The following is a 21,642-nucleotide window of genomic DNA, read 5'->3' as shown; positions in this document are numbered from 1 at the left end:
TGATAAGATATAAGCAAACCAAGAAAAGGAGTCTACACGGATGAATGAGGCTGCTTCTGTTGCGTTAACGCATTTTTCACAAAATCATGTAGCGGTATTGCGCACTTTTGAACTACCCGACGAACAAAGTCAGTTCACGTCCTTGCCACATAGGGTATGGGAGGTGACGGAGGGGCAGCACCCGATTGTAATTACAAGTGAGTGTGAGCCTGTAGGTTTTTTCTTACTGCATGCCACAGATCGGGTAAAGGAGTATTCACCTAACAAAGCGATGCTGCTCACGTCGTTTTCCATTAATCATGCAAAGCAAGGAAAAGGCTTTGCTAAACAAGGAATGCTCTTGCTAAGAGAATTTGTGAAAACGGAATTCCCCACATGTGATGAAATTGTTTTAGCTGTTAACCACAAAAACATCCCTGCGCAGAGACTCTATGAAAGAGTCGGGTTTGTAGACACGGGCAGGAGAAAAATGGGCCCGAAAGGTGAACAGTATATTATGAGTTTACCTTTGCAGCATACATAGGTTCACATGCAAGCAGCTTCAGCGTTGGTCGGATTTCCTTACGATCCCGTTCTTTTTTGACATGAAAAAAGACTAAAACAGTTTCATCTGTTTTAGTCTTATCCTCGTTCTTACAGCATTTCCAGCCCAATCCCGATGTTACTCTCTGTCCAATGGACTCTCCTCAAGCTTGCGATACATTTTTCCTTTATCTACATACGACTGGCGAATGCGAATCAGCTCTTTGAAGTCAGCTTCACTCAGCTCCCGTTTCACCTTGGCTGGGTTGCCCACGACGAGTGAACGAGGGGGGACTTTCATTCCGGGAGGCACAAGCGCTCCGGCGGCAACCATGGCGTCCTCTCCAATCTCCGCTCTATCCATAATAATCGCGCCCATGCCAATCAATGCACCACGACGGACGACACAGCTATGTAAAATCGCATTATGTCCAACGGTGACTTCGTCTTCGAGGATGAGAGGGTTGTTTGGGCTTTGGTGCAGCGTACTGTTGTCCTGGACGCTAACCCGTTTTCCAATGATAGTCGGAGCGATATCCCCGCGGATCACGGTGTTGTACCAAATAGAAGAATCCTCGCCAATTTCCACGTCCCCTGAGACGACGGAGCCTTGTGCAAGGAAAACAGATGGGTGAATACGCGGTTTGCTATCTTGAAAGGTAAGCAGTAACATAAAAATCCTCCTAAGCTAATAAGTGTGCGAGCAATCAGTTTGCAGAGGTCGGGGATGAAGGATAGAAAAGCGACCAGACGTTGGATCGTAATCGATCACCGTTCCTGTCAGTTTCTCCTCGTCCATGATTTGATAAAGAAAGCGAATGCCATGTATATCCTGGACAAGATCGCCCGTCTGCGCTTCCGTTATGGCAATACTGTAGGTATAGCTTCCACAACCCGTTGTTGTGGGAACCAGCCTGATCCCTAGCGTGTCTGCATCAGCCTCTTCCGCAATCATCAGAGCAAGGCGTGCAGCGGCGAGTGGGGTAATGGTTATCACGGTCAACCCTCCTTGTAGCATATTTATTGTACTACAGGTTGACCAGAGGAACGAATAGAAGATACATCACTTGCAAGCCCAGAAGCCCGAGTAATTTCAGAGCGGTTCCATAATGTGGAACAACTTCCAATCACCATGTGTTGACCACAAGTATGAGCATATGTTAGAGTATGTATTACTGATCCCGATACGCAGGAAATGCGGGTAGTCGCTGCCGCGATTGTTTCGACGATTGGCGGTAGAGGAAAGTCCAGGCTCGCCCAGGCTGAGATGCTTGGAGTGTTCGTACCTGGTGCAAGCCAGGGCAGTGAGGCGTTGGTCTTGCTGACGGCGTGGAAAGGGCTCTCTCTGAGGCCCGAGTACGCTGAAAGTGCCACAGAAACGTAGCTTTTCTGGCGACAGAAAAGATGGAACGCGGTAAACCCTGCGAGCGAGAAACCCAAATTAGGTAGGGGAACCGTCCCGAAGGAATCAAACGGAAGGGACGGATGGTATCCTTGGATGCCATAGATAGATGGCTACCGCTCTTGGTGCGAGGGATTGTCCCGCTTGAAGCACGGGAGAGACAGAACCTGGCTTATAGCATTTCCTGCTGGAACGAAAGTAAAACCGTCTGATTTTCAGACGGTTTTTTTGCATTTCTATTCATTGGAAGAAATTCTCAGAAAATAGGTGTGCAACTTTTCAACATATGATAACGTCAAATAGAACGCTTGCCCAAAAAAATGGTTCTACGGATTGCACTTCTGACATTTGATCAAAAGGGTGCATGAAATGAATGGGCATTGATTGAAAAAATAGAAATTTATGGAGGGGTTTCTTTTGCAGAACTTGAAGGCACGATCTGCCAAGGATTTGAAAAAAATAGTAACGGGAGCGATTTTGGCCGGGATGCTGGTCATACCGAATACGGGATTGGCTGCGACTGCGCTACCTTTATCGGATATCGCCAAAAATGCCAATAAAGATGCCATTCTGAAATTAAACTATGCTGGAGTGCTGAAAGGCTACACTGACGGTACATTCAAACCCGACAAAGAAGTGACCCGAGCAGAGTTTGCAAAAATTGCCGTATTGGCAATGGGGTACACGGATGAGCAAGCCAAGCTTTTGCAAGGCTCTACAGCATTTAAAGATTTACCAGCAAGTCACTGGGCGACCGGCTACATAAACCTAGCTGTATCACAAGGTATCATTAAAGGATATCCAGATGGCACCTTCAAACCAAACAACAACGTGAAAATCGCCGAAGCATTAACCGTATTTGTCCAAGGACTAAAAATCAGTGTGAATCCTTCCACAACAGGGGAATGGTACTTCCCGTACTTGCTGGAAGCTGACAAAGCGGGGATTTATGATACAAAGGAGACCCCGACATCTGCGGCTAAACGCGATATCGTGGCGAAATATACAGACCGCTTCATGGAAACGCCAGTTTATGCAAACGGCGCGTATTATGACAAGAATGGGAACGCCAAAGGAACAATCCAAAAACTCCCAGTAGTGAAAGGCACAGTCGCTTCGTACGACAAATCCAGTAAGAAGCTGAAGCTGGTTGGGCAAAAAGACGAAGTAGTGCTCTCTGACAATGCACAAGTATTCGGCAATGTCATCGTAGGCGCACGGGTCGAATACATCGTGAAAAACGGCAAGGCGGCTTTCCTGACTGTCGCTACTGCTGACGATCAGATTGTAGAGGGTATCGTGAAGACGGGATTGAATTTCACGACTGCGGTAGGAGACGAGAAGAAATTCAAAGCGATCGTAGGCAATAAAGAAGTTGTGCTGGAAGTAGAAGATGGAGTAAGCGTGACGCGCTCCCAAATTGGCCAAAAATTTATTGCCGTAGTCGGTGATAATGGCAAAATCCAATCGATCACTTTTAACAAGAACACCACATCTGGACTTGTAGAAAAAGTGTCGACTGTCAGCGGTTCGAATGCGAAAAACGAGATCAAGGTCGGCGGAACCACTTATGTATTGGACGCAAAAGCAACGGTGAAAGGAAAAGCGCATCCCCAAGCAAAAGAGATAGCAGCTTCCTTTAGCGATTTGGAAAAGGGTGATTTGGTCGACTTGACTCTGGATGTTGACGGAAAAGTAACGGCAATCGTCTACACCAAGCTGAGTGTGACAGACACGATTACGGTAGATACAGATGATAACTTGATTCGCATTGGCGGCGTTGATTATGAAGTTTTGAGCGATACAAAACTGTTTGTCGATGAAGAAGAAGTAGATGAATTAGATGAACTGTCAAACAACAAAGTAGCGATTCTCACCTTTGATGAAGAGGGGAACCTGACCAAGGTAGAACAAGGCGTCGGGGTAGCGAGCAACAAATTGATCACAGGTACAACAGGCTACCAAGCTGGAAATCCTGCCAAGCTGGCGACGATCAAGGTAGACGGAAAGTCGTACCATATTTTAACTACTGCCAAGCTAACGATTGATGGAAGCAGCGCATCTCCTACAACGATCAAGGAAGATATGCTCAATGATTTTAGAATCATCACATGGAAGTACAATGTTGGCACGAATGATATCGTGGAGCTGACTCTGGAAAAACAAACCGTAACAGGCTACGTTACGAAGAAATCTGGCAATAAAATTACGGTGAATGGCAAAGTGTATGAACTCTTGTCAGATGTATCCATTGATAGTGATGCAGCGACCAATGATAAAGAGTACACCTTGACACTGAGTAATGCAGGCAAGGTAAAAGCTATTTCCAGCGCAATGAAAAAAGTAAGCGGCCTGGTTGAATCGGTAGAAGTGCGTCGTGAGAATGGCAGCGTGATTTCGGCAAAAGTAGAAGTAGATGGTAAGACTTACAAGGTAAGTGATGAGGATGCAGTGGAAGACGTCGACCAATTTGAGTACGTAACGCTTACAATGGATCGAGATGGGGAAGTTATCTCTGCTTCTGTCCAAGGGAAGAAAGCGAAGGAAAATCAAAAATTCATCGGCATTGAGTCTCGTGTGAATGGAGACAAGTACATTTTCTACGCGGATGACACAACAAGCCTGAAGCTGACAAAAGATGCAAAAGTGAAGTATTACGATGGATCTGCCATGGATACAAAAGATATCAAGTCAACTGACAAAGTAGATCTGTGGACGAACGATGAAGGCCAAGTATATGTTGTGGTCGTTGTCAAACGGTAAAAAAGCTTTTGTGAGAGGCGATCGATCTTCGATACATTATCGGAGAGGGATCGTCTCTTCTTTTTTGGGCGAGCGTGGGACGTGAGGAAGGGTGGGAATGTCTTTTGAATTCATGATAAAATAAGAAGAATGTGGAAACGATGTTCTTCGATGTGGATACATGGATTCATGCTGATAGATCGCTGGATTAAATATGAAAGAGGGACGTATCGTGACTTTTACCGCGCAAAAAGATGGTGTATTTCCCGCAGTTTGTTCGCTTGATTGTCCTGACCAATGCGGCTTGTTGCTGCATAAAAAGGATGGCATGGTTGTAAAAATTGAGGGCGATCCCGATCATCCTGTCACCAAAGGAAACATTTGCAATAAAGTCCGCAATATGACAGCGCGCATCTACGATGAAAAGCGCCTCGCCTATCCACTGAAGCGAGTAGGGCCAAAAGGAAGCGGACAATTCAGCAGAATTAGCTGGGAAGAAGCGATTGAAACGATTACGACACGCTGGCGCACATTGATCGATACAGAGGGTCCTACGAGCATCCTGCCTTACAGCTTTTACGGAAATATGGGCAGGATCAACGTAGAAGGCATGGACCGCCGGTTTTTTCACCGAATGGGCGCCAGCCTGCTGGATCGGACAATTTGCAACAGTGCAGGTGGAGTAGGCTACAATTATACGATGGGTGGTGCTTTTGGTACTGATCCTGAAGATACCATTCATTCCAAGCTCATCATTATGTGGGGAATAAATACAGTAAGTACAAACATGCATCAGGTAGTGCTTGCTGAACAGGCACGTAAAAACGGGGCAAAAATAGTTGTAATTGATGTCCACAAAAATCAAACAGGTCGTTGGGCAGACTGGTTTATCCCGATATTGCCCGGAACGGACAGCGCTCTGGCACTCGGAATCATGCATATTTTGTTTGCAGAAAACGGAGTAGATTCCTCCTTCTTAGAAGAGTATACAGTGGGCCACGAGCAACTGAGAGAACATGTTGTTCAGTACGATCCAGAGACGGTATCTAGCATTACGGGAATTCCCGTGGAAAGTATATATCGCTTGGCTAGAATGTACGGTCAGACGTCACCCTCCTTTATACGCATTGGAAACGGAATTCAGCATCACGACAATGGCGGAATGTGCGTCAGAACGATTGCTTGTCTGCCTGCTCTCACAGGGCAGTGGCTCGTCAAAGGGGGCGGAGCGATAAAGGGAAACAAGGGATTTTTGGAGCACAACAAGCAGGTGCTGCAGCGTCCCGATCTGTTGCAAAACAAACAGACACGATTGATCAATATGAATGAAATAGGGAAGGCCTTGCTCGAAACAAAGCCGCCTATTCGGTCCCTCTACGTATACACGAGCAATCCTGCCATCGTCGCGCCGGAAGGGAACAAAGTGAGACAAGGTCTTGCGAGAGAGGATTTGTTTACAGTTGTACACGATTTGTTTTTGACTGAGACTGCCCTTTACGCCGATATCGTACTGCCCGCGACTTCGTCTTATGAGAATATGGATTTCTATACATCTTACTGGCATCATTATATCCAACTGCAACAACCCGTGATCGAACCGTACCATGAGAGCAAATCCAATTCGGAGGTATTCCGCTTGCTTGCTGCGGCCATGGGCTATGATGAGCCGGCTTTTCGCGATTCGGATGAAGACATGGTTCGGCAAGCTCTGTACAATCATCATAATCCGTATATGCAGAAGATCAGTTTTGATGAGCTAGCCAAAAAGAATTACATGAAGGCAGACGTCTCCTCGTTTTTTCAGGGGAAAATGGCGACACCTAGCGGAAAAATTGAACTGTATTCACAGGCGATGGCTGACAAAGGGTATCCAGCTTTGCCAACGTATATCCCTCTCCCTGAAGATGGACCGTATCCGTACTTGTTTGTCCCGGGACCGAATCATAACTTTTTAAACTCAACTTTTTCCAATAATGAGAAACACACCAGAATGGAAAAAAATCCCCGTCTGCATATGAACATAAATGATGCAGCGAAAGCAGGAATCAAAGAGGGAGATACCGTTCGGGTCTGGAACGACCGGGGTGAATGTGAACTCATTGTTTCCGTCGGTGAGAATGTGCTGCCAGGTGTCGTTGTCAGTCAGGGACTATGGGCAGATTCGCCGCAGTCCAAGCATTTTGTGAATGCGCTGACGCCTGATCGAATTGCAGATATGGGCGGAGGAGCTACCTTCTTTTCAGGACGGGTCGATGTAGCAAAATGTTGATACCTGCAACGCGCCTTTTCTTGTTTTAAGGGACAAACGGGCGTACTAGCATAAGCCCTTTTCCATACGGTTTATGGAGGGGGTGAAATGAGTGGATGAGTTACGGATGTTCAAGCAGTTTCTCAGCGCGGCAGAGCATGTCTGGACGCAGATTGCAGCTTCGCCGAGAGGAAAGTCCGTATATACGGTAAATGGAGTCGATTATACGCCTTTACCGGAAAAGTATAATACAAAGCGCAAGATTTCCCGGATCTTTCGGCGATATTGGGGAAAGCAACTGACCGAAGCGATGATCAGAAATCTCAATCTCCGCCAATTGAAGGGAAAGCTTTGTGTGCCCTATGGGGTCATCCCGCCTTTTCCGACCACTGTTCAGTCGGTGCAAGTGAAGGCGAGCCGTCCAAATCAGCGCGTGGTCTCAGCGATTCTGGTCGGAAAAGAAAAGAAAGTCAGGGTTGATTACCGGTTAATCAAAACTGGAAACGCCTCGTCTTTTACGATTATGAAACGGTCCGGAAGACAGTTTGACCCTAGATACCGTCCTCCTGCAGCAGCTAAACCGGAGCCATTGATGCATCCAAAGGCAAAGGCAAAGCCTAATGCTAAGCGTAAAGGAAAGAACAAGCTCCTCAGAACCCCATAATTATGGGGGCGAGGAGCTTCGCTTGTTTTATGGCTTACGCCTTTATCGTAACGCGGTATTCGCGGAGCCAGTAATCCAGTTGCCCGAGATAGGCAAACAATTGGGGGGTGCTCATCAACTGACCGAAAAAAGGGATGCTCGACGCCTCTGCATCGGATTCGGCAATTTTTCGGATCGCTTGCTTATCAATGAGCTGCACGAGCGGCGATGCCTGGTCATTCAAAATGTCCAACAGCCAAGAGCGAACAGCTTTCGTGTAGGTTGGATTATGTGTCTTTGGATACGGACTCTTTTTGCGATAGAGAACCTCGTCTGGTAGTAGACCTTCCATTGCTTTTCGCAAGATCCCTTTTTCACGATTGCCATACGTTTTCATCTCCCAAGGAATATTCCAGACGTATTCTACGATCCGATGATCGCAAAAGGGGACACGTGCCTCCAGGCTGGCTGCCATGCTCATCCTGTCTTTGCGGTCCAGTAACGTATTCATGAACCACGTGATATTGAGATAAAACATCTCTCGCCGACGAGCCTCCAGTGGATCTTCGCCCGGAAGCTGCGGGACTTCATTTAAGGCTTCTTCGTAGCGCATCGCTACATATTCCTCAGGTTTGACCCAGTCGCGCAGCTCCGGTGAGAGCCAGGAAGCCCGTTCTTTGGTAGCCCTGGACCACGGGAAAGTACCTGCTTGAAGGAGTTCCTCGCGGTGAAACCACGGGTAGCCGCCAAACACTTCATCTGCACATTCACCTGAGAGGACAACAGTCGTCTCCTTTTTGATTTCCCGACAGAATAAATAGAGAGAGGCATCTACATCAGCCATTCCCGGCAGATCGCGGGCCAGCGTGGCTATTTTCAGCGCTTCAATCAGCTCATCTGTATCGAATTCGATCGTATGGTGGTTTGTTCCAAGATACGAAGTGACGAGCTGTACGTAGGGAGCATCTTCATTTGGTTGAAACGCGCTTGCTTTAAAATGGCGTGCATTATCAACGTAATCAATCGAATAACTATGCAAGTCTTTGCGTCCTTCTCGCTTGAAATAATCGGCTGCAACGGCGGTGATGATGCTCGAATCCAGTCCGCCGGATAACAGGGTAGAGACAGGAACATCCGCTACCAACTGCCGCCTAATAGCATCCGTTACCAATTCCTTGACCCTTCTCGCAGTTTCCTCTGCGTTATCGAGATGAGGACGACTTTCCAGCTGCCAATAACGCTTTTGACGGACCCCATCACGTGTCACTGTGAGCGAGTATCCAGGGCGAACCTCATGCACATTGTGAAACACACCGTGTCCAGGTGTCCGTGCTGGACTAATGCCAAACACCTCTGCCAGCCCCTCACGTGAGAGGACGGGCTTGATGTCGGGGTGGACGAGCAGTGATTTCAACTCGGAGGCAAATAGGAATGAACTGCCTCGCTGCGCATAAAAGAGTGGCTTTACTCCCATGCGATCGCGACCAATAAATAGCTGCTCAGCCCGCTCATCCCAAATAGCGAAAGCAAAAATACCGTTCAGCTTGCCCAGGCATTCCGGACCCCATTCCAAATAAGTATGCAGCAATACTTCTGTATCGGAGTGAGAATGAAACGTATGGCCTGCTGCGAGCAGCTCCTGCCGCAAATCCTCTGTATTGTACAATTCACCATTGTAAATCATGGTGCAAGCATGCTCGCTTTTGCATGCAGCCATGGGCTGTTGTCCACCAGCAGGATCGACTACTACGAGGCGGCGATGGCCGAAAGCTACACGCGAACTCAGCCAATAGCCTTCGGCGTCTGGACCGCGATTAGCCAGGCACCGCGTCATTGCTTTTGTTACCGGAAGCTCCTGGGAAAGGTCCTTTTCCCAATCAATCCAACCGACGATTCCGCACATCATGATCACCCTTCCCTGAAGCTTTTGCACACTCAGCGTATGCGAATAGCCTAGGTGAATTGTCTGTCCAGCAGGGAAATGACAAGAAAAGGCGGAATTTTATAAAAGATTTACACACACATGGAGGCTGCGGTGGACAATCTCACACTTTTGCTCATCGAGAGGATGGGTATACTGCTGACATTGGCTTTTATTCTGACGCGGATCCCCCTCTTCCGTCAGCTATTGGATCGGGAATTGCACATGGGGACATCCATTGCTTTTTCTCTGATGTTTGGCTTGTTCGGGATGGCAGGGACTTATGCGGGTGTCGTGGTCGGAGAAGAAGGGTATTTGCCGACCTTCTGGATTTTTACGTTATCGGAAAAGGAAATTATAGCCAACTCCACGCTGGTTGGTGTCGTAATTGGGGGCCTGCTGGGCGGACCGTTAGTTGGTTTGGGAGCGGGTATAATCGCGGGCTTTCATGTCTTTCAGATGGGGGGCTTCGGAGGGCTGCCGATTGGACTCTCTATTCCTATTACGGGTTTATTGGCTGGATATGTAGCCCGGTTTTTTTCTCAAGAGCGTGTGATTTCCCCATCCAAGGCACTTTTTATCGGGATGTTCGCACCAGTTATTCAAATGTCTCTCTTGTTAATCATGGCAGGTCCTCCTGATTTGGTACGGACGATGGTGAATGTAATTGGAGTTCCAATGGTGTTGACCAACAGTATTTCTATCGCCATTTTTACGACGATGATTCGTGTTGCCTTACAGGAGGAGGAGCGTTCGGCAGCATTGGAGGCGGAGCGTGCATTTAAGATAGCGGAAAGAATTCAACCTCATTTAAAAATAGGGCTCACCCCGCAAACAGCTCAAGCGGCAGCATTGCTCCTACAGCGCGAGGTAAAAGCAGCAGCCGTAGCGGTAACGGATCGAGAACAATTACTCGCCCACGTAGGACAAGGAGCAGATCATCATTTACCTGGAGAAGCGATCCACTCTGATTTGGAGAGACGCGCCATTTTTAGCGGGGGGATTGAAAAGGGGTTTGGCAGAGAAGCTCTCGGCTGTTCGCACAAAAGCTGTGCATTGCAAGCTGCGATTTTGCTGCCGATTCGAGAAGGTGGCAGTGTCATTGGCTTGATCAAGCTTTACTTTCGGCGACCCCAACAGATTGGGAAGGTAGAGGAGGCATTAGCAAAAGGATTGAGCAATCTGATCGCCAACCAGCTTACTTTTGCCCTGACGGAAAAAATGAAGGGTCTGATGAAGGATGCAGAGCTGCGGATGCTTCAAGCCCAAATTCATCCGCACTTCTTGTTCAATACGCTGAACTCGATTGTCACCCTGATTCGCATTGATCCACAGCTCGCTCGCCATATGACCATTCAGCTTGGGACCTTCATGCGTCTCAATCTAAAACTGACTTCAAGTCCGCTCATCTCTGTCGGGCAAGAACTGGATCATCTATATGCGTATCTGGAAATCGTCCGGATTCGTTTTTCCGAGCAGTTTGTCATCACATGCCATGTTGATGAAGGAGTGGAGGAAGCGCTAATCCCGCCTGGAACTCTGCAGCCCTTAATCGAAAATAGTATTAATCATGGCCTGCGCAATATGCCTAGTGGGGGAAAAATTATTCTGACAGTTAAGAAAGAAGAAACACAGGTAGTATTTCATTTGGAAGACAACGGACGAGGAATTCCTGCAGAGCTGCTTGCAATACTCGGGAGTGTCCCGATGGAGGGTGGGGAAGGCAATGGCATTGGCGTACATAATGTAAATTCTCGTTTAGTCAGTCTGAGAGGACCGGGCGCCAAGCTTCTCTTTACAAATAAACCTGATGGTGGCTGCTACATTACGTTTACGATACCGATTCAAAAAGAGGAGAGTGCCTGATGCCGATTCGTATCATGATTGCCGAAGACGAACGACTAGCGCGTGAAGAACTGATTTACCTGCTCCAACAAGAAGCTGACGTAGAGCTGCTCCCCTATGCGACGAACGGACGGGAGCTTTTAGACATGGTGGACGAACACCAGCCGGATGTGGTGTTCCTCGATATGAAAATGCCGGAGCTGGAGGGGGATCAGGCAGCGAGGATGCTGGCTGCACGCAAACAACAGCCGTTGATTGTATTCTGCACGGCATACGAGGAGTTTGCAGTCAATGCTTTTAAATTGCATGCCGTTGATTATTTATTGAAGCCGACAGAGCCTAAGCGTCTGGAGGAAACGTTGCAGCGCATCCGTGAGCGATTGTCCAAACCCAAAGCAGAGCCTACCCATACGAAGCGTTCAAAGCTTCTGGTGGAGGAAAATAACAGACTGGTCGTCATTGATCCGGCCACTATTGTTTATGCCGTTCGTGAAGAGAGGTTTGTCCAGATCCATACCCAGACGGATACGTACACCACGCGAATGACACTTACGCAGTTAGCCCAAAAGCTGCATGGCTACGATTTTTTCCGAACCCACAAGAGTTACTTGGTCAATCTCCAATACGTGAAGGAGCTGGAGCCGTGGTTTAATGGAGCGTACAACCTGATTCTCAAAGGGGAGCAGCGGCTGAGAGTCCCTGTATCACGGACGAGTGTCAAAGATTTATTGAAGCGACTGGAAGAATAGAGAGGCATCCGGGACCGCCTGCATTTCGTGATGAATTATCTGCCTTTGACGCACGCTTCCCTACATCTTGCGCGTAAAAATCTCCACTTAGCCATCGCATTCTCTACAATGGAGGAAGCGCTTACAATCTATGTTTGAAGAGGGGGAGAATCCAATGGGCAAGTGGGCTTCAGCGCAAAATGGCGATGAGCAAACGCAGGAAAATAGCCACTACGCACAGGTGATCCAGTCGGAAACGTTTAAGGAGCTTTTGAGGAAGAAAAGAGCCTTCATTCTGCCTTCATCCATCTTTTTCTTCGTGTTTTACTTTACCCTTCCAATCTTGACCTCCTACTTCACGGTATTAAATCAGCCAGCCTTTGGAGCGATTTCGTGGGCGTGGGTTTTTGCCTTTGCCCAATTCATCATGACCTGGGGCCTCTGTATCCTCTACACCAAGCGTGCGGAGCAGTTTGATAAGCTGGTTGACAAGATCAAGCAGGAGACAGGAGGCAGAGGCTGATGAATGTAACCGCATTTTTACTCTTCTTGGGGATCGTACTGTTGACACTGGTTATCACGTATTATGCATCCAAGCGGACAAACACGACGAGTGAATTTTATACAGCCGGTGGCGGACTGACTGGTTGGCAAAACGGGTTGGCCATTGCAGGGGACTACATGTCGGCTGCCTCATTCCTGGGGATCGCAGGAATGATTGCACTCAGCGGCTTCGACGGTTTTTTCTACAGCATCGGTTTTCTAGTCGCTTATCTCGTCGTTCTTTATCTGGTTGCGGAACCGCTGCGCAACCTCGGAAAATACACAATGGCAGATATGATCGCAGCGCGTTTTGACAATAAGCAAATCCGTGGTGTAGCGGCACTTAATTCTATCTCTATATCGATTTTTTACATGATAGCGCAGTTGGTGGGGGCGGGAGCATTAATCAAGCTTCTCTTGGGGATCGATTACACGACTTCTGTACTGATAGTGGGTGCATTGATGACTGTATACGTCGTGTTTGGGGGCATGACGGCAACCTCGTGGGTGCAAATTGTCAAAGCGGTCTTGCTCATGGTCGGTACGTTCGTCATCTCTTTGATGGTGTTTGCGAAATTTGATTACAGCATTACAAATATGTTTGAACAAATGCGAACAGCCACACCGTTAGGGGATCAATTCTTGAACCCAGGCAATAAGTTCAAGGTGGGGCTGGACACGATTTCGCTCAATCTTGCTCTGGTGCTCGGGACGGCGGGACTGCCGCACATCCTGATTCGCTTCTTTACGGTCAAGGATGCTACGACTGCACGCAAATCGGTTGTCTATGCCACCTGGATTATCGGCGTATTTTATGTCATGACGGTCTTTCTGGGGTTTGGCGCAGCCGCATTTGTCGGAGCAGGGAATATGGATGCGGCGGGAAATTTGGGTGCACCGCTTTTAGCGCAAGTACTTGGTGGCAACTTCTTGTTCGCTTTCGTATCCGCGGTTGCTTTTGCAACGATTCTGGCTGTGGTTGCAGGATTGGTGCTGACCGCAGCGTCTGCGTTTGCTCATGATTTTTATGGACACGTGATCCGTCACGGAAAGGCGACAGAGAAGGAACAGATGAAAATGGCAAAATGGGCATCTGTCGGCGTATCGATTGTCTCGATTTTGCTCGCGCTGTTTGCCCAAAGCCTGAATGTAGCCTTCCTCGTTGCTCTTGCATTTGCAGTAGCCGCGAGTGCCAACCTCCCTGTCATTTTGTTCACGATTTTCTGGAGAAGGTTTAATACGACTGGAGCCGTTTGCGGTATGCTCGTCGGACTCTTCAGCGCATTGATTTTGGTTGCTTTAAGCCCGAACGTATGGAATCCGGTTGCAGGCAAAGCGATTTTGGTAGGAGAAGCCCTTTTCCCATTGCCTAATCCAGGAATAGTCTCCATCCCTCTCGGATTTTTGGCTGCATGGATCGGCACGCTTTTATCAAGCTCACGCAACGATGCCAAGTACGACGAAATTTTGGTGAAAGCGAATACAGGAATGAAAGAATCTGCGTAGAAAAATGTAATGCAAGGAAACGCATGCCAAATGAGCAAGGCTGGGGCGAACCCTCAGCTTCTTTTTTTCGTGAGGAGGAAGTACTGTCCGTGACGACCATTATCTTTTTCCTTGCAGTCATTATCGGAACGATGGCCATTACTTATTCTGCTGCCAAACAGACCGGTACTACCAAAGATTTTTATGCCGCGGGCAATCGCTTGACCGGACTGCAAAACGGCATAGCGATCGCAGGCGATTACATGAGCGCCGCCTCGTTTTTAGGAATTGCCGGGACGATTGCCATGTACGGATTTGATGGTTTCGTCTACGCAATCGGTTTTTTTGTCTCCTATCTGATCATATTGTTTCTCGTTGCCGAGCCGCTACATAATTTGGGGCGATACACGTTAGCAGATGCGATAGCGGTCCGGTTTGACAGCCTGTGGTTACGCGGGGTAGTTGCTTGCACGACACTGCTGATTACGATTTTTTACATGCTGGCTCAGTTGGTCGGTGCCGGAGCATTGATTTATTACTTGCTCGGGATCGAATACGATACAGCCGTTTTGCTTGTCGGCAGCCTGATGACGTTTTATGTCGTTTTTGGAGGCATGGTCGCGACATCCTGGGTGCAGATCATCAAAGCAATCCTGCTGCTGACAGGAACATTGGTACTCAGTCTGATCGTCTTTTCCCGTTTTCATTGGAATCTGTCAGAAATGTTTTTACATGTCAGCACGATTACACCGCTGAAGGAACAGTTTTTACAGCCTGGCAATCAGCTCAACCATCCGCTGGAAACGCTCTCGCTCCATTTAGCCTTAATCCTGGGTACGGCAGGACTGCCGCATATTATTTCCCGTCTGTTTACGGTAAAGGATGCCATCACGACCCGCTACTCCATCTACACAGCCACGTGGGTGATTGGTGCCTTTTATTTGATGACGATATTTTTGGGTTTTGGAGCCAGCGCTTTTGTCGGGTACGAGGCATTAAAAAATGTCGGCTTCGGCGGAAATTTGACCGTAACGCTGCTTGCAGATGCGCTTGGCGGAGAGTTTTTGATGGCGTATATTGCGGCTGTCGCTTTTGCCACAATCCTCGCTGTCGTGACCGGCTTGGTGCTCTCTGCGTCTTCCGCCTTCGCGCATGATGTGTACAGCCATTTGATTCGCAAGGGGATGGCTTCGGAAAAAGAACAGGTCACGATTGCCAAGTTTTCATCGGTAGCGGTAGGATTAATCTCGATTTGGCTGGCAATCAGTGCCCAAAAAATGAATGTGGCCAGCCTCGTCGGGCTTACCTTTGCAGTCGCAGCTTCTGCTAATTTGCCACTGGTGCTCTTCACGTTATATTGGCGGCGCTTTACGGTGCGAGGAGCGATTAGTGGGGTATTGACAGGTCTGATTGCTTCTGTGGTATTTGTTATTTTGGGGCCGACTGTCATGGATCCACAAAATGGGCTGATTCACAGAGAACCGATTTTTCCATTGACGAATCCAGGTCTCGTTTCGATTCCATTAGGGTTTTTGGGAGCGGTGATAGGGACGCTTCTCGATCGTCCACTTCCGGGAGCAGAAGCCCACTATGAGCGTGTGCTATTCCAGGCATTGACCGGGGTTCGCGTTTCTCATAATCAAAAAGCAGAGAGCGAGCACGCATGACGCTCAATGACTTGATTGCAGAGCTGTGTGAGGCGCTGGACGAGGAAGACACCGAGTCCTATACGCGAAAAGGTTACGAGATGGTCGGTCAATATTTTCGAACGCCGGTCAATACAGGTGATTTGGAGCTGACCCAACAAAGGGATAATGTTTCGATGGTACGTGATCAATACAGTGTGATGAAAAAGGATGAGTAAATTCCTGCCCAATTCGCAGGGTCTTTTTTTTGCGCATGAACCGTCTCTGTTCCACTCATACTAGCCATAAACCACTACTAATCGGGTGATGGTATGGAAAAAGTCGGTCTCGTCCTGCAAGGTGGCGGCATGAGAGGGATTTATACCGCTGGTGTCCTGGATTATTTCATGGAGCAGGATCTCTACATCCCGTACGTCATAGCCGTGTCAGCAGGAGCATACAATGGCGCAGCCTATTTGGCGAGACAACGTGGATTGGGCAAGATCATGCATACAAAGTACATTCATGATCCGAGGTATTTTCGTCTCGGTAATCTTTTGACCAAGAAGCCATTGTTCGGTATGGATTTCATTTTTGATGAGATCCTTCGCAAGCTGGAGCCTTTTGCTTTTGAACGATTTCGTGAGGCCAGGGAACAGTTTGTGGTGGTTACAACTGATTGTGTGACAGGGGAAGCGGTCTATTTCGGAAAAGAGGATTGCGACAATATTTTTCATGTCATCCGTGCTTCATGCAGCCTCCCGTTTGTCTCGTCGAAAGTCAGGATTCATGGTCGTGAGCTCTTGGACGGAGGTATTACTCATCCGGTTCCTTTGCAAAAGTCGATGATGGATGGAAATCAGCGGCATATCATTATCTTGACCTCGTCGGGTACACCGGGTTGGATGATGCGAAATTTTTGGCGTGCCGAACGGCTTTTTGTACGCTGCAACCAGCTTCATCAGGCGTTGGTTCGTCATTTTCGCGTATTTATTGAAAACGTGGAACAAGTTTGGCAATTACAGCGAGAAGGAAAAGCATTTGTTATCGCTACGCCAGCTGGAGCGTTTATCCGTGGTTTTGAAAGACGCCAAGAAAAGCTACTTCGTTATTACAATCAAAGGCTATGAGGACGCCCGATCCCATTTCTCGAATCTCAAAGCGTGGTTGGATCAGAGGGGAGAAGGGTGAGATCACAATGAAAATAGAGGGGACCAAACAAAAAGCGCCCGGACATGGGTGCTTTTTGTTGAAAAAGACTACGAAAGAGGTTTTTCAAACGCTAAGATAGGGAAATAGCAACAGGGGAGGATGTATTCAGGAGGAAGACCCCATGAAATATTTGAGCTTAGAACAAGTAGAGCCGGGAGATGTTTTGGCTCGCAGCATTTATACGAGTGAAGGCTTGACGCTGCTGCAGACCGGCGTCCAGTTGACTGTCGGAATGATTAATAAATTGCGTCGTTTTGGCGTGACTATGCTCAGTATCAAGGACCCCTTGTTGGACGAAGTAAAAGAGGAAGAGGTTGTGACAGAAACGACCCGCAAAGATGCCATCCGTAATTTGTCCGCTGCGATCTCGTGCGTCCAGTCAGGTAAGCACCTCGATGTGCGAGGGGTTCAAAAGTCCGTTGGCAATATCGTAGAGGAAACGTTGCGCAATCGGCGCGTATTGCTCAATTTAGGCGAAATCCGAACATCTGACAATGCCTTGTATATTCATTCCCTGAACGTGTGTATGATGGCGACGGTGATGGGTGTTGGTTTAGGCTATAACACGAGTCAATTAAAAGAGCTCGCGATTGGATCGCTGTTGCATGACATTGGCAAGCTGTCAGTGGACAAGGACGCCCCGGCCTACAAGAAGAACAGCATGGAGAACCACCATACTTGGCTTGGGTTTCATATTCTTCGGAAAAAGCATGAGATGAGTATCGTCTCAGCTCACGTCCCTTTGCAGCATCATGAATGGGTGGATGGAACCGGGATGCCCCGTGGTCTCACTGGCGAGGAAATACATGAATTCGCGAAGATCGTTGCGATCTGTAATTACTACGACAATCTCATCTCGCCTTTTTCAGAGGAAAAGGAGACCCTGCCGGCCTATGAGGCATGCGAAAGAGTCATGGGGCTGGCTGAAAAACGCTTTGATCATAAAATGGTGGTTCATTTCCTGCGTTCCATTGCGCTATACCCGACTGGTACGTCTCTCAAGCTAAGTACGGGCGAAATCGGGGTTGTGATTGATCAGAACCGTGGCTTGCCTTCCCGGCCGGTGGTTCGCATCATCAAGAGAGAGAAAGCAGCCAATAAACGAATGACAGAGGATCATGAAATCAATGATATTGATCTGAGTGAGGAGACGACGATTTTCATTACAGGTGTGATGGAATAGAGCAAAAGGATTCATCAGGGTTTTTCTCTTCCAAGATCAGGGATATTCCCTACATACAAAAAAATGGGCCAGGGCTACAATGGAGGCAGGCAAAAGATTGAACGATAAACGATATCCTTTGCCATGATGAGATGTTCTCGGTCACCATGGCTTGGGTGGTATAGCCGGAACTCTGCTGGGAAGTGTTACGTTCAAGACCATTCATCGCACCAAAACCCCGCTATTGATTGTCAAAACATAGATTTACGCCAGGTAGGAGCAACTGTCCGTTTCGCGGGCAGTTGTTTTTTGGTTGTCAAAAGGAGCGTCCCAGACAATCCGGGAGCTTCTCCAAGCGGCGAACAGGACGATGACGAATACGCTGATCAGCGAAGTAAGCTGCATGAGCGGACCTGCCAGCAATGAGCCTGTCATCATGAGTCCGACCAAGAGAGGCATGATGCGAAGCCCCATTCGGTTGAGAAAGCATGCCTCTGGGGAAAATGGGAAGTGAAGAAGGGAGGGGGGAGTTCTTTGCAGATTGGATGTCATGTCAGTATACGCTATGGCTATGAGGAAGCGGCACGAACAGCGAGCAGGCTGGGAGCAAGCGCCTTTCAGTTTTTTCCGAAAAACCCGCGAAGTTTAGGGGTAAAAGCCTATGATGCTCGTGATGCTAGAGCCTGCCGCAAGTATTGCGAGGAACAGAACATGCTCTCGATCGCTCATACTGCCTATCCGGTTAACCTTTGTACGGTTGACAGTGAGCTGTATAAAGTCACTGTGCAATCTGTGCGAAATGATCTCGACATTGCTGAAGCTTGCGGGGCAATCGGCGTTGTCGTCCATTTTGGTCATCACAAGGGACCGGATTTGCTGGAAGGCTACAAGCTGATGATCCAGATGCTCAATGAAATTCTGGACAGCTGGAGCGGCAAAGCAAAAATACTCGTCGAAAACAATGCAGGGCAGGGTAGTCGGATGGGCACGACACTGGAGGAATTGACGCAAGTGAGGGACCTCCTCGCTGAGCCGCAAAAAGTCGGCTTTTGCTTTGATACGTGCCACGCATTCGGCAGTGGTCTATGGCACGGGCATGATTGGGAACAGGTTGCGGATAAGATGCGCGAGCTCGGTTACTTCGCTCATTTGTGTGCCGTCCATCTAAATGACTCCATCTATCCGAGCGGCTCCTTTCGCGACCGCCACGCTAGGATAGGCAAGGGATTGATCGGCGACGACGCATTTGCCTCATTTCTGCGTACGTCCGAATTGCAGGGACTGCCGCTTGTTCTGGAGACTCCAAAAGAAGGGGAGGACAGCCACGCTGAAGAGATCAAGCATGTTCGCCACTTGGCAGACAATTGGCAGCTTTGACCTACTTGTGGTACAGTGTGAGATGAAGTGGTCAACAAGGGAGGGGTACCTATGATAAAGCGAATTAAGGTTACGATCGCGGATTTTGCTCCGCTTAAAGAGAATTTAAACAACCCGGAGGAATTGGCTCTGTACGAAGCTGCCAACGGGAATACATACGATGCTGAAATCGAGCATGACGGCTATGCGATTATCGACGTCACTGAGGAAGATTATATCGAGCTTGCACCAAGCGAGTACCAGCTCATGATTGAGGATTGGACGATCGCGGGACATATTGGGGAGTGGACACTGCAAACCAAATCAGATCCTGCAGACGACAAAGCTCTTTTGTACCGTAGTGTAGATGCTGACGGTAACGAGGTTCAAGCGCCGCAATCCTTGCCAAAACACGTAGTGGAACTGATTGCCAATACCTGGTTTGGGAAAAAGGCAAAAAAGATTGAGGAATAAAGTGAACAAAGAAGAATAGTACGAAGGAGCGCTGTACGATAGCGCTCCTTTTTTGTTGATCCTTTTGGTGAAAAACCGACTGCTCTTTGTTAGGTTGTTTCGTCCTCGGAATCCAGCTGGATCTCATACTTTTTGATCCGGCGCATCAAGAGAGACTGGGTGATGCCGAGGGCAGAAGCCGTTTTTCGGGTGGTTTTGTGGATGCGCAGGGCTTGCATGATAAATTCCACCTCGATTTTTTCCATCCGCTCCGTCAGGGAGAGAGAGCCTAGTGTGAGGATGCCTTCCTCGAGCTCGCGAATGCTGCGCAGCTCTTCTGGCAGATCGGTGACGTGAATCTCATCGAGCTTGGACGTGATGACGATCCGCTCAACCAAATTTTCCAGCTCCCGTACATTTCCGGGCCACTCGTATTGGTGCAAAACATCCAGCACTTCTGAGGTGAACCGCCTTTTCTGGTTATGCTTGCGGTTGAATTTCTGCAGATTATGGTGCAGCAGAGGGAATACATCATCTTTTCGCTCGCGCAATGGCGGCACATTGATCGGCAAAATATTGAGGCGATAGTACAGGTCGTGTCTGAATTTGCCCATCCGCACCAGTTCCTGGAGATTGGCATTGGTGGCTGTAATAATCCGGATGTCAGCCGTATAGGTTTTGGTGCCGCCGATGGGCATAAACGTTTTGTTTTGCAGGAGCAAGAGTAATTTAGACTGCAGGTGGTAAGGGAGCTCGCTAATTTCGTCCAAGAACAGCGTTCCTTTATCCGCCATTTTAACCAAGCCGATTTTCCCCGAATGACTCGCTCCGGTAAACGCCCCTTTGTGATAGCCAAACAGCTCAGACTCGATCAAGGTTTCCGGAATGGCGCTGCAGTTGACATGGATGAAAGGTCCGTCGCTACGCTCGCTCAACTGGTGTATTTGTTCTGCCAGATAACTTTTTCCCACACCTGTTTCACCTGTAATGAACACAGTAGTGTCGATGGGCGCGGCTTTTTTCATCAGGTCCAAAAGGGCGAGATAGGACCGGCTGTTGCCGATCAAGGTTTGGGCAGAGCTCTGGCTCGCTTCCCACTTCATCAGCTGGATCTCTTCGCTGTAGCGCTTTAAGAGTGAGACCGTTTCTTCCAACTGCGAACTGGCTCGGGCTGCCTCCGTGATGTCCCGGGAATGGGCGACGATCAGCTCAGGCTTTCCATTCTCATCAGGGATGATATGCCCGGTCACCAGGAACTTTCCTTTGCTATTGACCATTTGAATGGTAGTGGTGGGTTTCCCTGTTTCCAGCACCAAGCGCGTGACAGAGGGATTGAAAATTCCTATTTCTTCTAATTCCGACACGTTTTTCCCAATGAGCTCGGATTTTGGTACGCCACACAGGTTTTCACTCGCATTGTTGAGCCATAGTGTGGTTCCCTGCGCATCAGAAATGAAAATACCGTCTGCCAGCGCGTTCAGAATATCAATGAAACGGTCGACTGAGGACAAAGCTAGTATCTCCGCATCTTTCTCCATATGGATAAGCTCCCCCCATTTTTCAACTGATTGTACAGGATCATACTGCTTATTGTATAGTGAATCGGTTTTGAAATAAATGAGTCGAAATAGATTCGTGCGAAAATATTGCCTTTTTCCTATTTTCGATTCGAAAGTGAATCTACTTCGATTCGTCAAAAAAGACACGGTTTCAGCATAATTCGCCATTATTCAGCTTTTTTGGTGTTGGCACAGG

General features: G+C 48.3%; 19 protein-coding genes, 1 other RNA gene and 1 pseudogene. 16 read left to right on the top strand and 5 right to left on the bottom strand.

Annotation, left to right across the window (positions count from 1 at the left end; all coding sequences use genetic code 11):
• The first annotated feature begins 40 nt into the window (after window positions 1-40).
• The gene (locus ACIFQN_RS13205; RefSeq protein WP_429833491.1) at window positions 41-523 is read left to right on the top strand and encodes a GNAT family N-acetyltransferase; all 483 of its coding nucleotides are present in this window, start codon (window positions 41-43) and stop codon (window positions 521-523) included.
• Between the two features lie 138 nt (window positions 524-661).
• On the opposite strand, the gene ACIFQN_RS13200 is transcribed toward ACIFQN_RS13205, so the two are convergent.
• Both ACIFQN_RS13200 and ACIFQN_RS13195 read right to left on the bottom strand, forming a co-directional pair.
• Window positions 662-1,195: a gamma carbonic anhydrase gene (locus tag ACIFQN_RS13200; protein WP_429833490.1), complete on the bottom strand. Its 534-nt coding sequence runs from the start codon at window positions 1,193-1,195 to the stop codon at window positions 662-664.
• A 15-nt stretch (window positions 1,196-1,210) separates the two neighbouring features.
• The gene (locus ACIFQN_RS13195; RefSeq protein WP_429833489.1) at window positions 1,211-1,519 is read right to left on the bottom strand and encodes a HesB/IscA family protein; all 309 of its coding nucleotides are present in this window, start codon (window positions 1,517-1,519) and stop codon (window positions 1,211-1,213) included.
• A 196-nt stretch (window positions 1,520-1,715) separates the two neighbouring features.
• Here ACIFQN_RS13195 and rnpB point away from each other — a divergent pair.
• From rnpB to ACIFQN_RS13175, 4 genes are all read left to right on the top strand, one after another.
• Window positions 1,716-2,104, top strand: an RNA gene (rnpB, locus tag ACIFQN_RS13190) — RNase P RNA component class B.
• Between the two features lie 237 nt (window positions 2,105-2,341).
• Window positions 2,342-4,687: an S-layer homology domain-containing protein gene (locus tag ACIFQN_RS13185; protein WP_429833488.1), complete on the top strand. Its 2,346-nt coding sequence runs from the start codon at window positions 2,342-2,344 to the stop codon at window positions 4,685-4,687.
• Between the two features lie 193 nt (window positions 4,688-4,880).
• On the top strand, window positions 4,881-6,935 hold the full coding sequence (locus tag ACIFQN_RS13180; protein WP_429833487.1) for a molybdopterin-containing oxidoreductase family protein: 2,055 nt from the start codon (window positions 4,881-4,883) through the stop codon (window positions 6,933-6,935).
• A gap of 91 nt (window positions 6,936-7,026) precedes the next feature.
• Window positions 7,027-7,578 (top strand): DL-endopeptidase inhibitor IseA family protein, encoded by a 552-nt coding sequence (locus ACIFQN_RS13175; protein ID WP_429833486.1) that lies wholly within the window; start codon window positions 7,027-7,029, stop codon window positions 7,576-7,578.
• 34 nt (window positions 7,579-7,612) lie between these two features.
• Here ACIFQN_RS13175 and asnB read toward each other — a convergent pair whose 3' ends face one another.
• Window positions 7,613-9,460, bottom strand: a complete 1,848-nt coding sequence (gene asnB, locus ACIFQN_RS13170; protein ID WP_429833576.1) for an asparagine synthase (glutamine-hydrolyzing) — start codon at window positions 9,458-9,460, stop codon at window positions 7,613-7,615.
• A gap of 132 nt (window positions 9,461-9,592) precedes the next feature.
• Between asnB and ACIFQN_RS13165 the strand changes: the two genes are divergently transcribed.
• The 9 genes and pseudogenes from ACIFQN_RS13165 to ACIFQN_RS13125 all read left to right on the top strand — a co-directional run.
• Window positions 9,593-11,344 carry a LytS/YhcK type 5TM receptor domain-containing protein gene (locus ACIFQN_RS13165; protein ID WP_429833484.1) on the top strand — a complete coding sequence of 584 codons (1,752 nt, stop codon included), beginning with the start codon at window positions 9,593-9,595 and terminating at the stop codon, window positions 11,342-11,344.
• Window positions 11,344-12,072, top strand: coding sequence for a LytR/AlgR family response regulator transcription factor (locus tag ACIFQN_RS13160; protein ID WP_429833483.1), 729 nt, complete (start codon window positions 11,344-11,346; stop codon window positions 12,070-12,072). Before ACIFQN_RS13165 ends, ACIFQN_RS13160 begins: the two co-directional genes overlap by 1 nt.
• Before the next feature lie 154 nt (window positions 12,073-12,226).
• Complete coding sequence (locus ACIFQN_RS13155) at window positions 12,227-12,574, top strand: DUF485 domain-containing protein (RefSeq protein ID WP_429833482.1); 348 nt, start codon at window positions 12,227-12,229, stop codon at window positions 12,572-12,574.
• Window positions 12,574-14,100: a solute symporter family protein gene (locus ACIFQN_RS13150; RefSeq protein WP_429833481.1), complete on the top strand. Its 1,527-nt coding sequence runs from the start codon at window positions 12,574-12,576 to the stop codon at window positions 14,098-14,100. Before ACIFQN_RS13155 ends, ACIFQN_RS13150 begins: the two co-directional genes overlap by 1 nt.
• A gap of 83 nt (window positions 14,101-14,183) precedes the next feature.
• Window positions 14,184-15,746 (top strand): solute symporter family protein, encoded by a 1,563-nt coding sequence (locus tag ACIFQN_RS13145; RefSeq protein WP_429833575.1) that lies wholly within the window; start codon window positions 14,184-14,186, stop codon window positions 15,744-15,746.
• A complete protein-coding gene (locus ACIFQN_RS13140; RefSeq protein WP_429833480.1) occupies window positions 15,743-15,943 on the top strand; it encodes a hypothetical protein in 201 nt (66 codons plus the stop codon). The genes ACIFQN_RS13145 and ACIFQN_RS13140 overlap by 4 nt, the downstream gene beginning before the upstream one ends.
• Window positions 15,944-16,036: 93 nt before the next feature.
• Window positions 16,037-16,834, top strand: a complete 798-nt coding sequence (locus ACIFQN_RS13135; RefSeq protein WP_429833479.1) for a patatin-like phospholipase family protein — start codon at window positions 16,037-16,039, stop codon at window positions 16,832-16,834.
• Between the two features lie 203 nt (window positions 16,835-17,037).
• On the top strand, window positions 17,038-18,099 hold the full coding sequence (locus ACIFQN_RS13130; protein WP_429833478.1) for an HD-GYP domain-containing protein: 1,062 nt from the start codon (window positions 17,038-17,040) through the stop codon (window positions 18,097-18,099).
• A 145-nt stretch (window positions 18,100-18,244) separates the two neighbouring features.
• Window positions 18,245-18,340 (top strand): annotated as a pseudogene (locus ACIFQN_RS13125) (universal stress protein); the annotation flags it as partial.
• 2 nt (window positions 18,341-18,342) lie between these two features.
• Here ACIFQN_RS13125 and ACIFQN_RS13120 read toward each other — a convergent pair.
• Entirely contained in the window at window positions 18,343-18,537 is a 195-nt protein-coding gene (locus tag ACIFQN_RS13120) for a hypothetical protein (RefSeq protein ID WP_429833477.1), read from the bottom strand.
• A 75-nt stretch (window positions 18,538-18,612) separates the two neighbouring features.
• Between ACIFQN_RS13120 and ACIFQN_RS13115 the strand changes: the two genes are divergently transcribed.
• Together ACIFQN_RS13115 and ACIFQN_RS13110 are read left to right on the top strand one after the other, a co-directional pair.
• Window positions 18,613-19,455 (top strand): deoxyribonuclease IV, encoded by an 843-nt coding sequence (locus ACIFQN_RS13115; protein ID WP_429833476.1) that lies wholly within the window; start codon window positions 18,613-18,615, stop codon window positions 19,453-19,455.
• A gap of 51 nt (window positions 19,456-19,506) precedes the next feature.
• The gene (locus ACIFQN_RS13110) at window positions 19,507-19,908 is read left to right on the top strand and encodes a hypothetical protein (protein ID WP_429833475.1); all 402 of its coding nucleotides are present in this window, start codon (window positions 19,507-19,509) and stop codon (window positions 19,906-19,908) included.
• An 89-nt stretch (window positions 19,909-19,997) separates the two neighbouring features.
• Here ACIFQN_RS13110 and ACIFQN_RS13105 read toward each other — a convergent pair whose 3' ends face one another.
• Complete coding sequence (locus ACIFQN_RS13105; RefSeq protein WP_429833474.1) at window positions 19,998-21,425, bottom strand: sigma-54 interaction domain-containing protein; 1,428 nt, start codon at window positions 21,423-21,425, stop codon at window positions 19,998-20,000.
• Window positions 21,426-21,642: the final 217 nt, after the last annotated feature.

This window comes from Brevibacillus sp. NRS-1366 (assembly GCF_050467985.1).
Note: the sequence above shows the minus strand (reverse complement) of the source record. Positions and strands in the feature narration are given on the sequence as shown.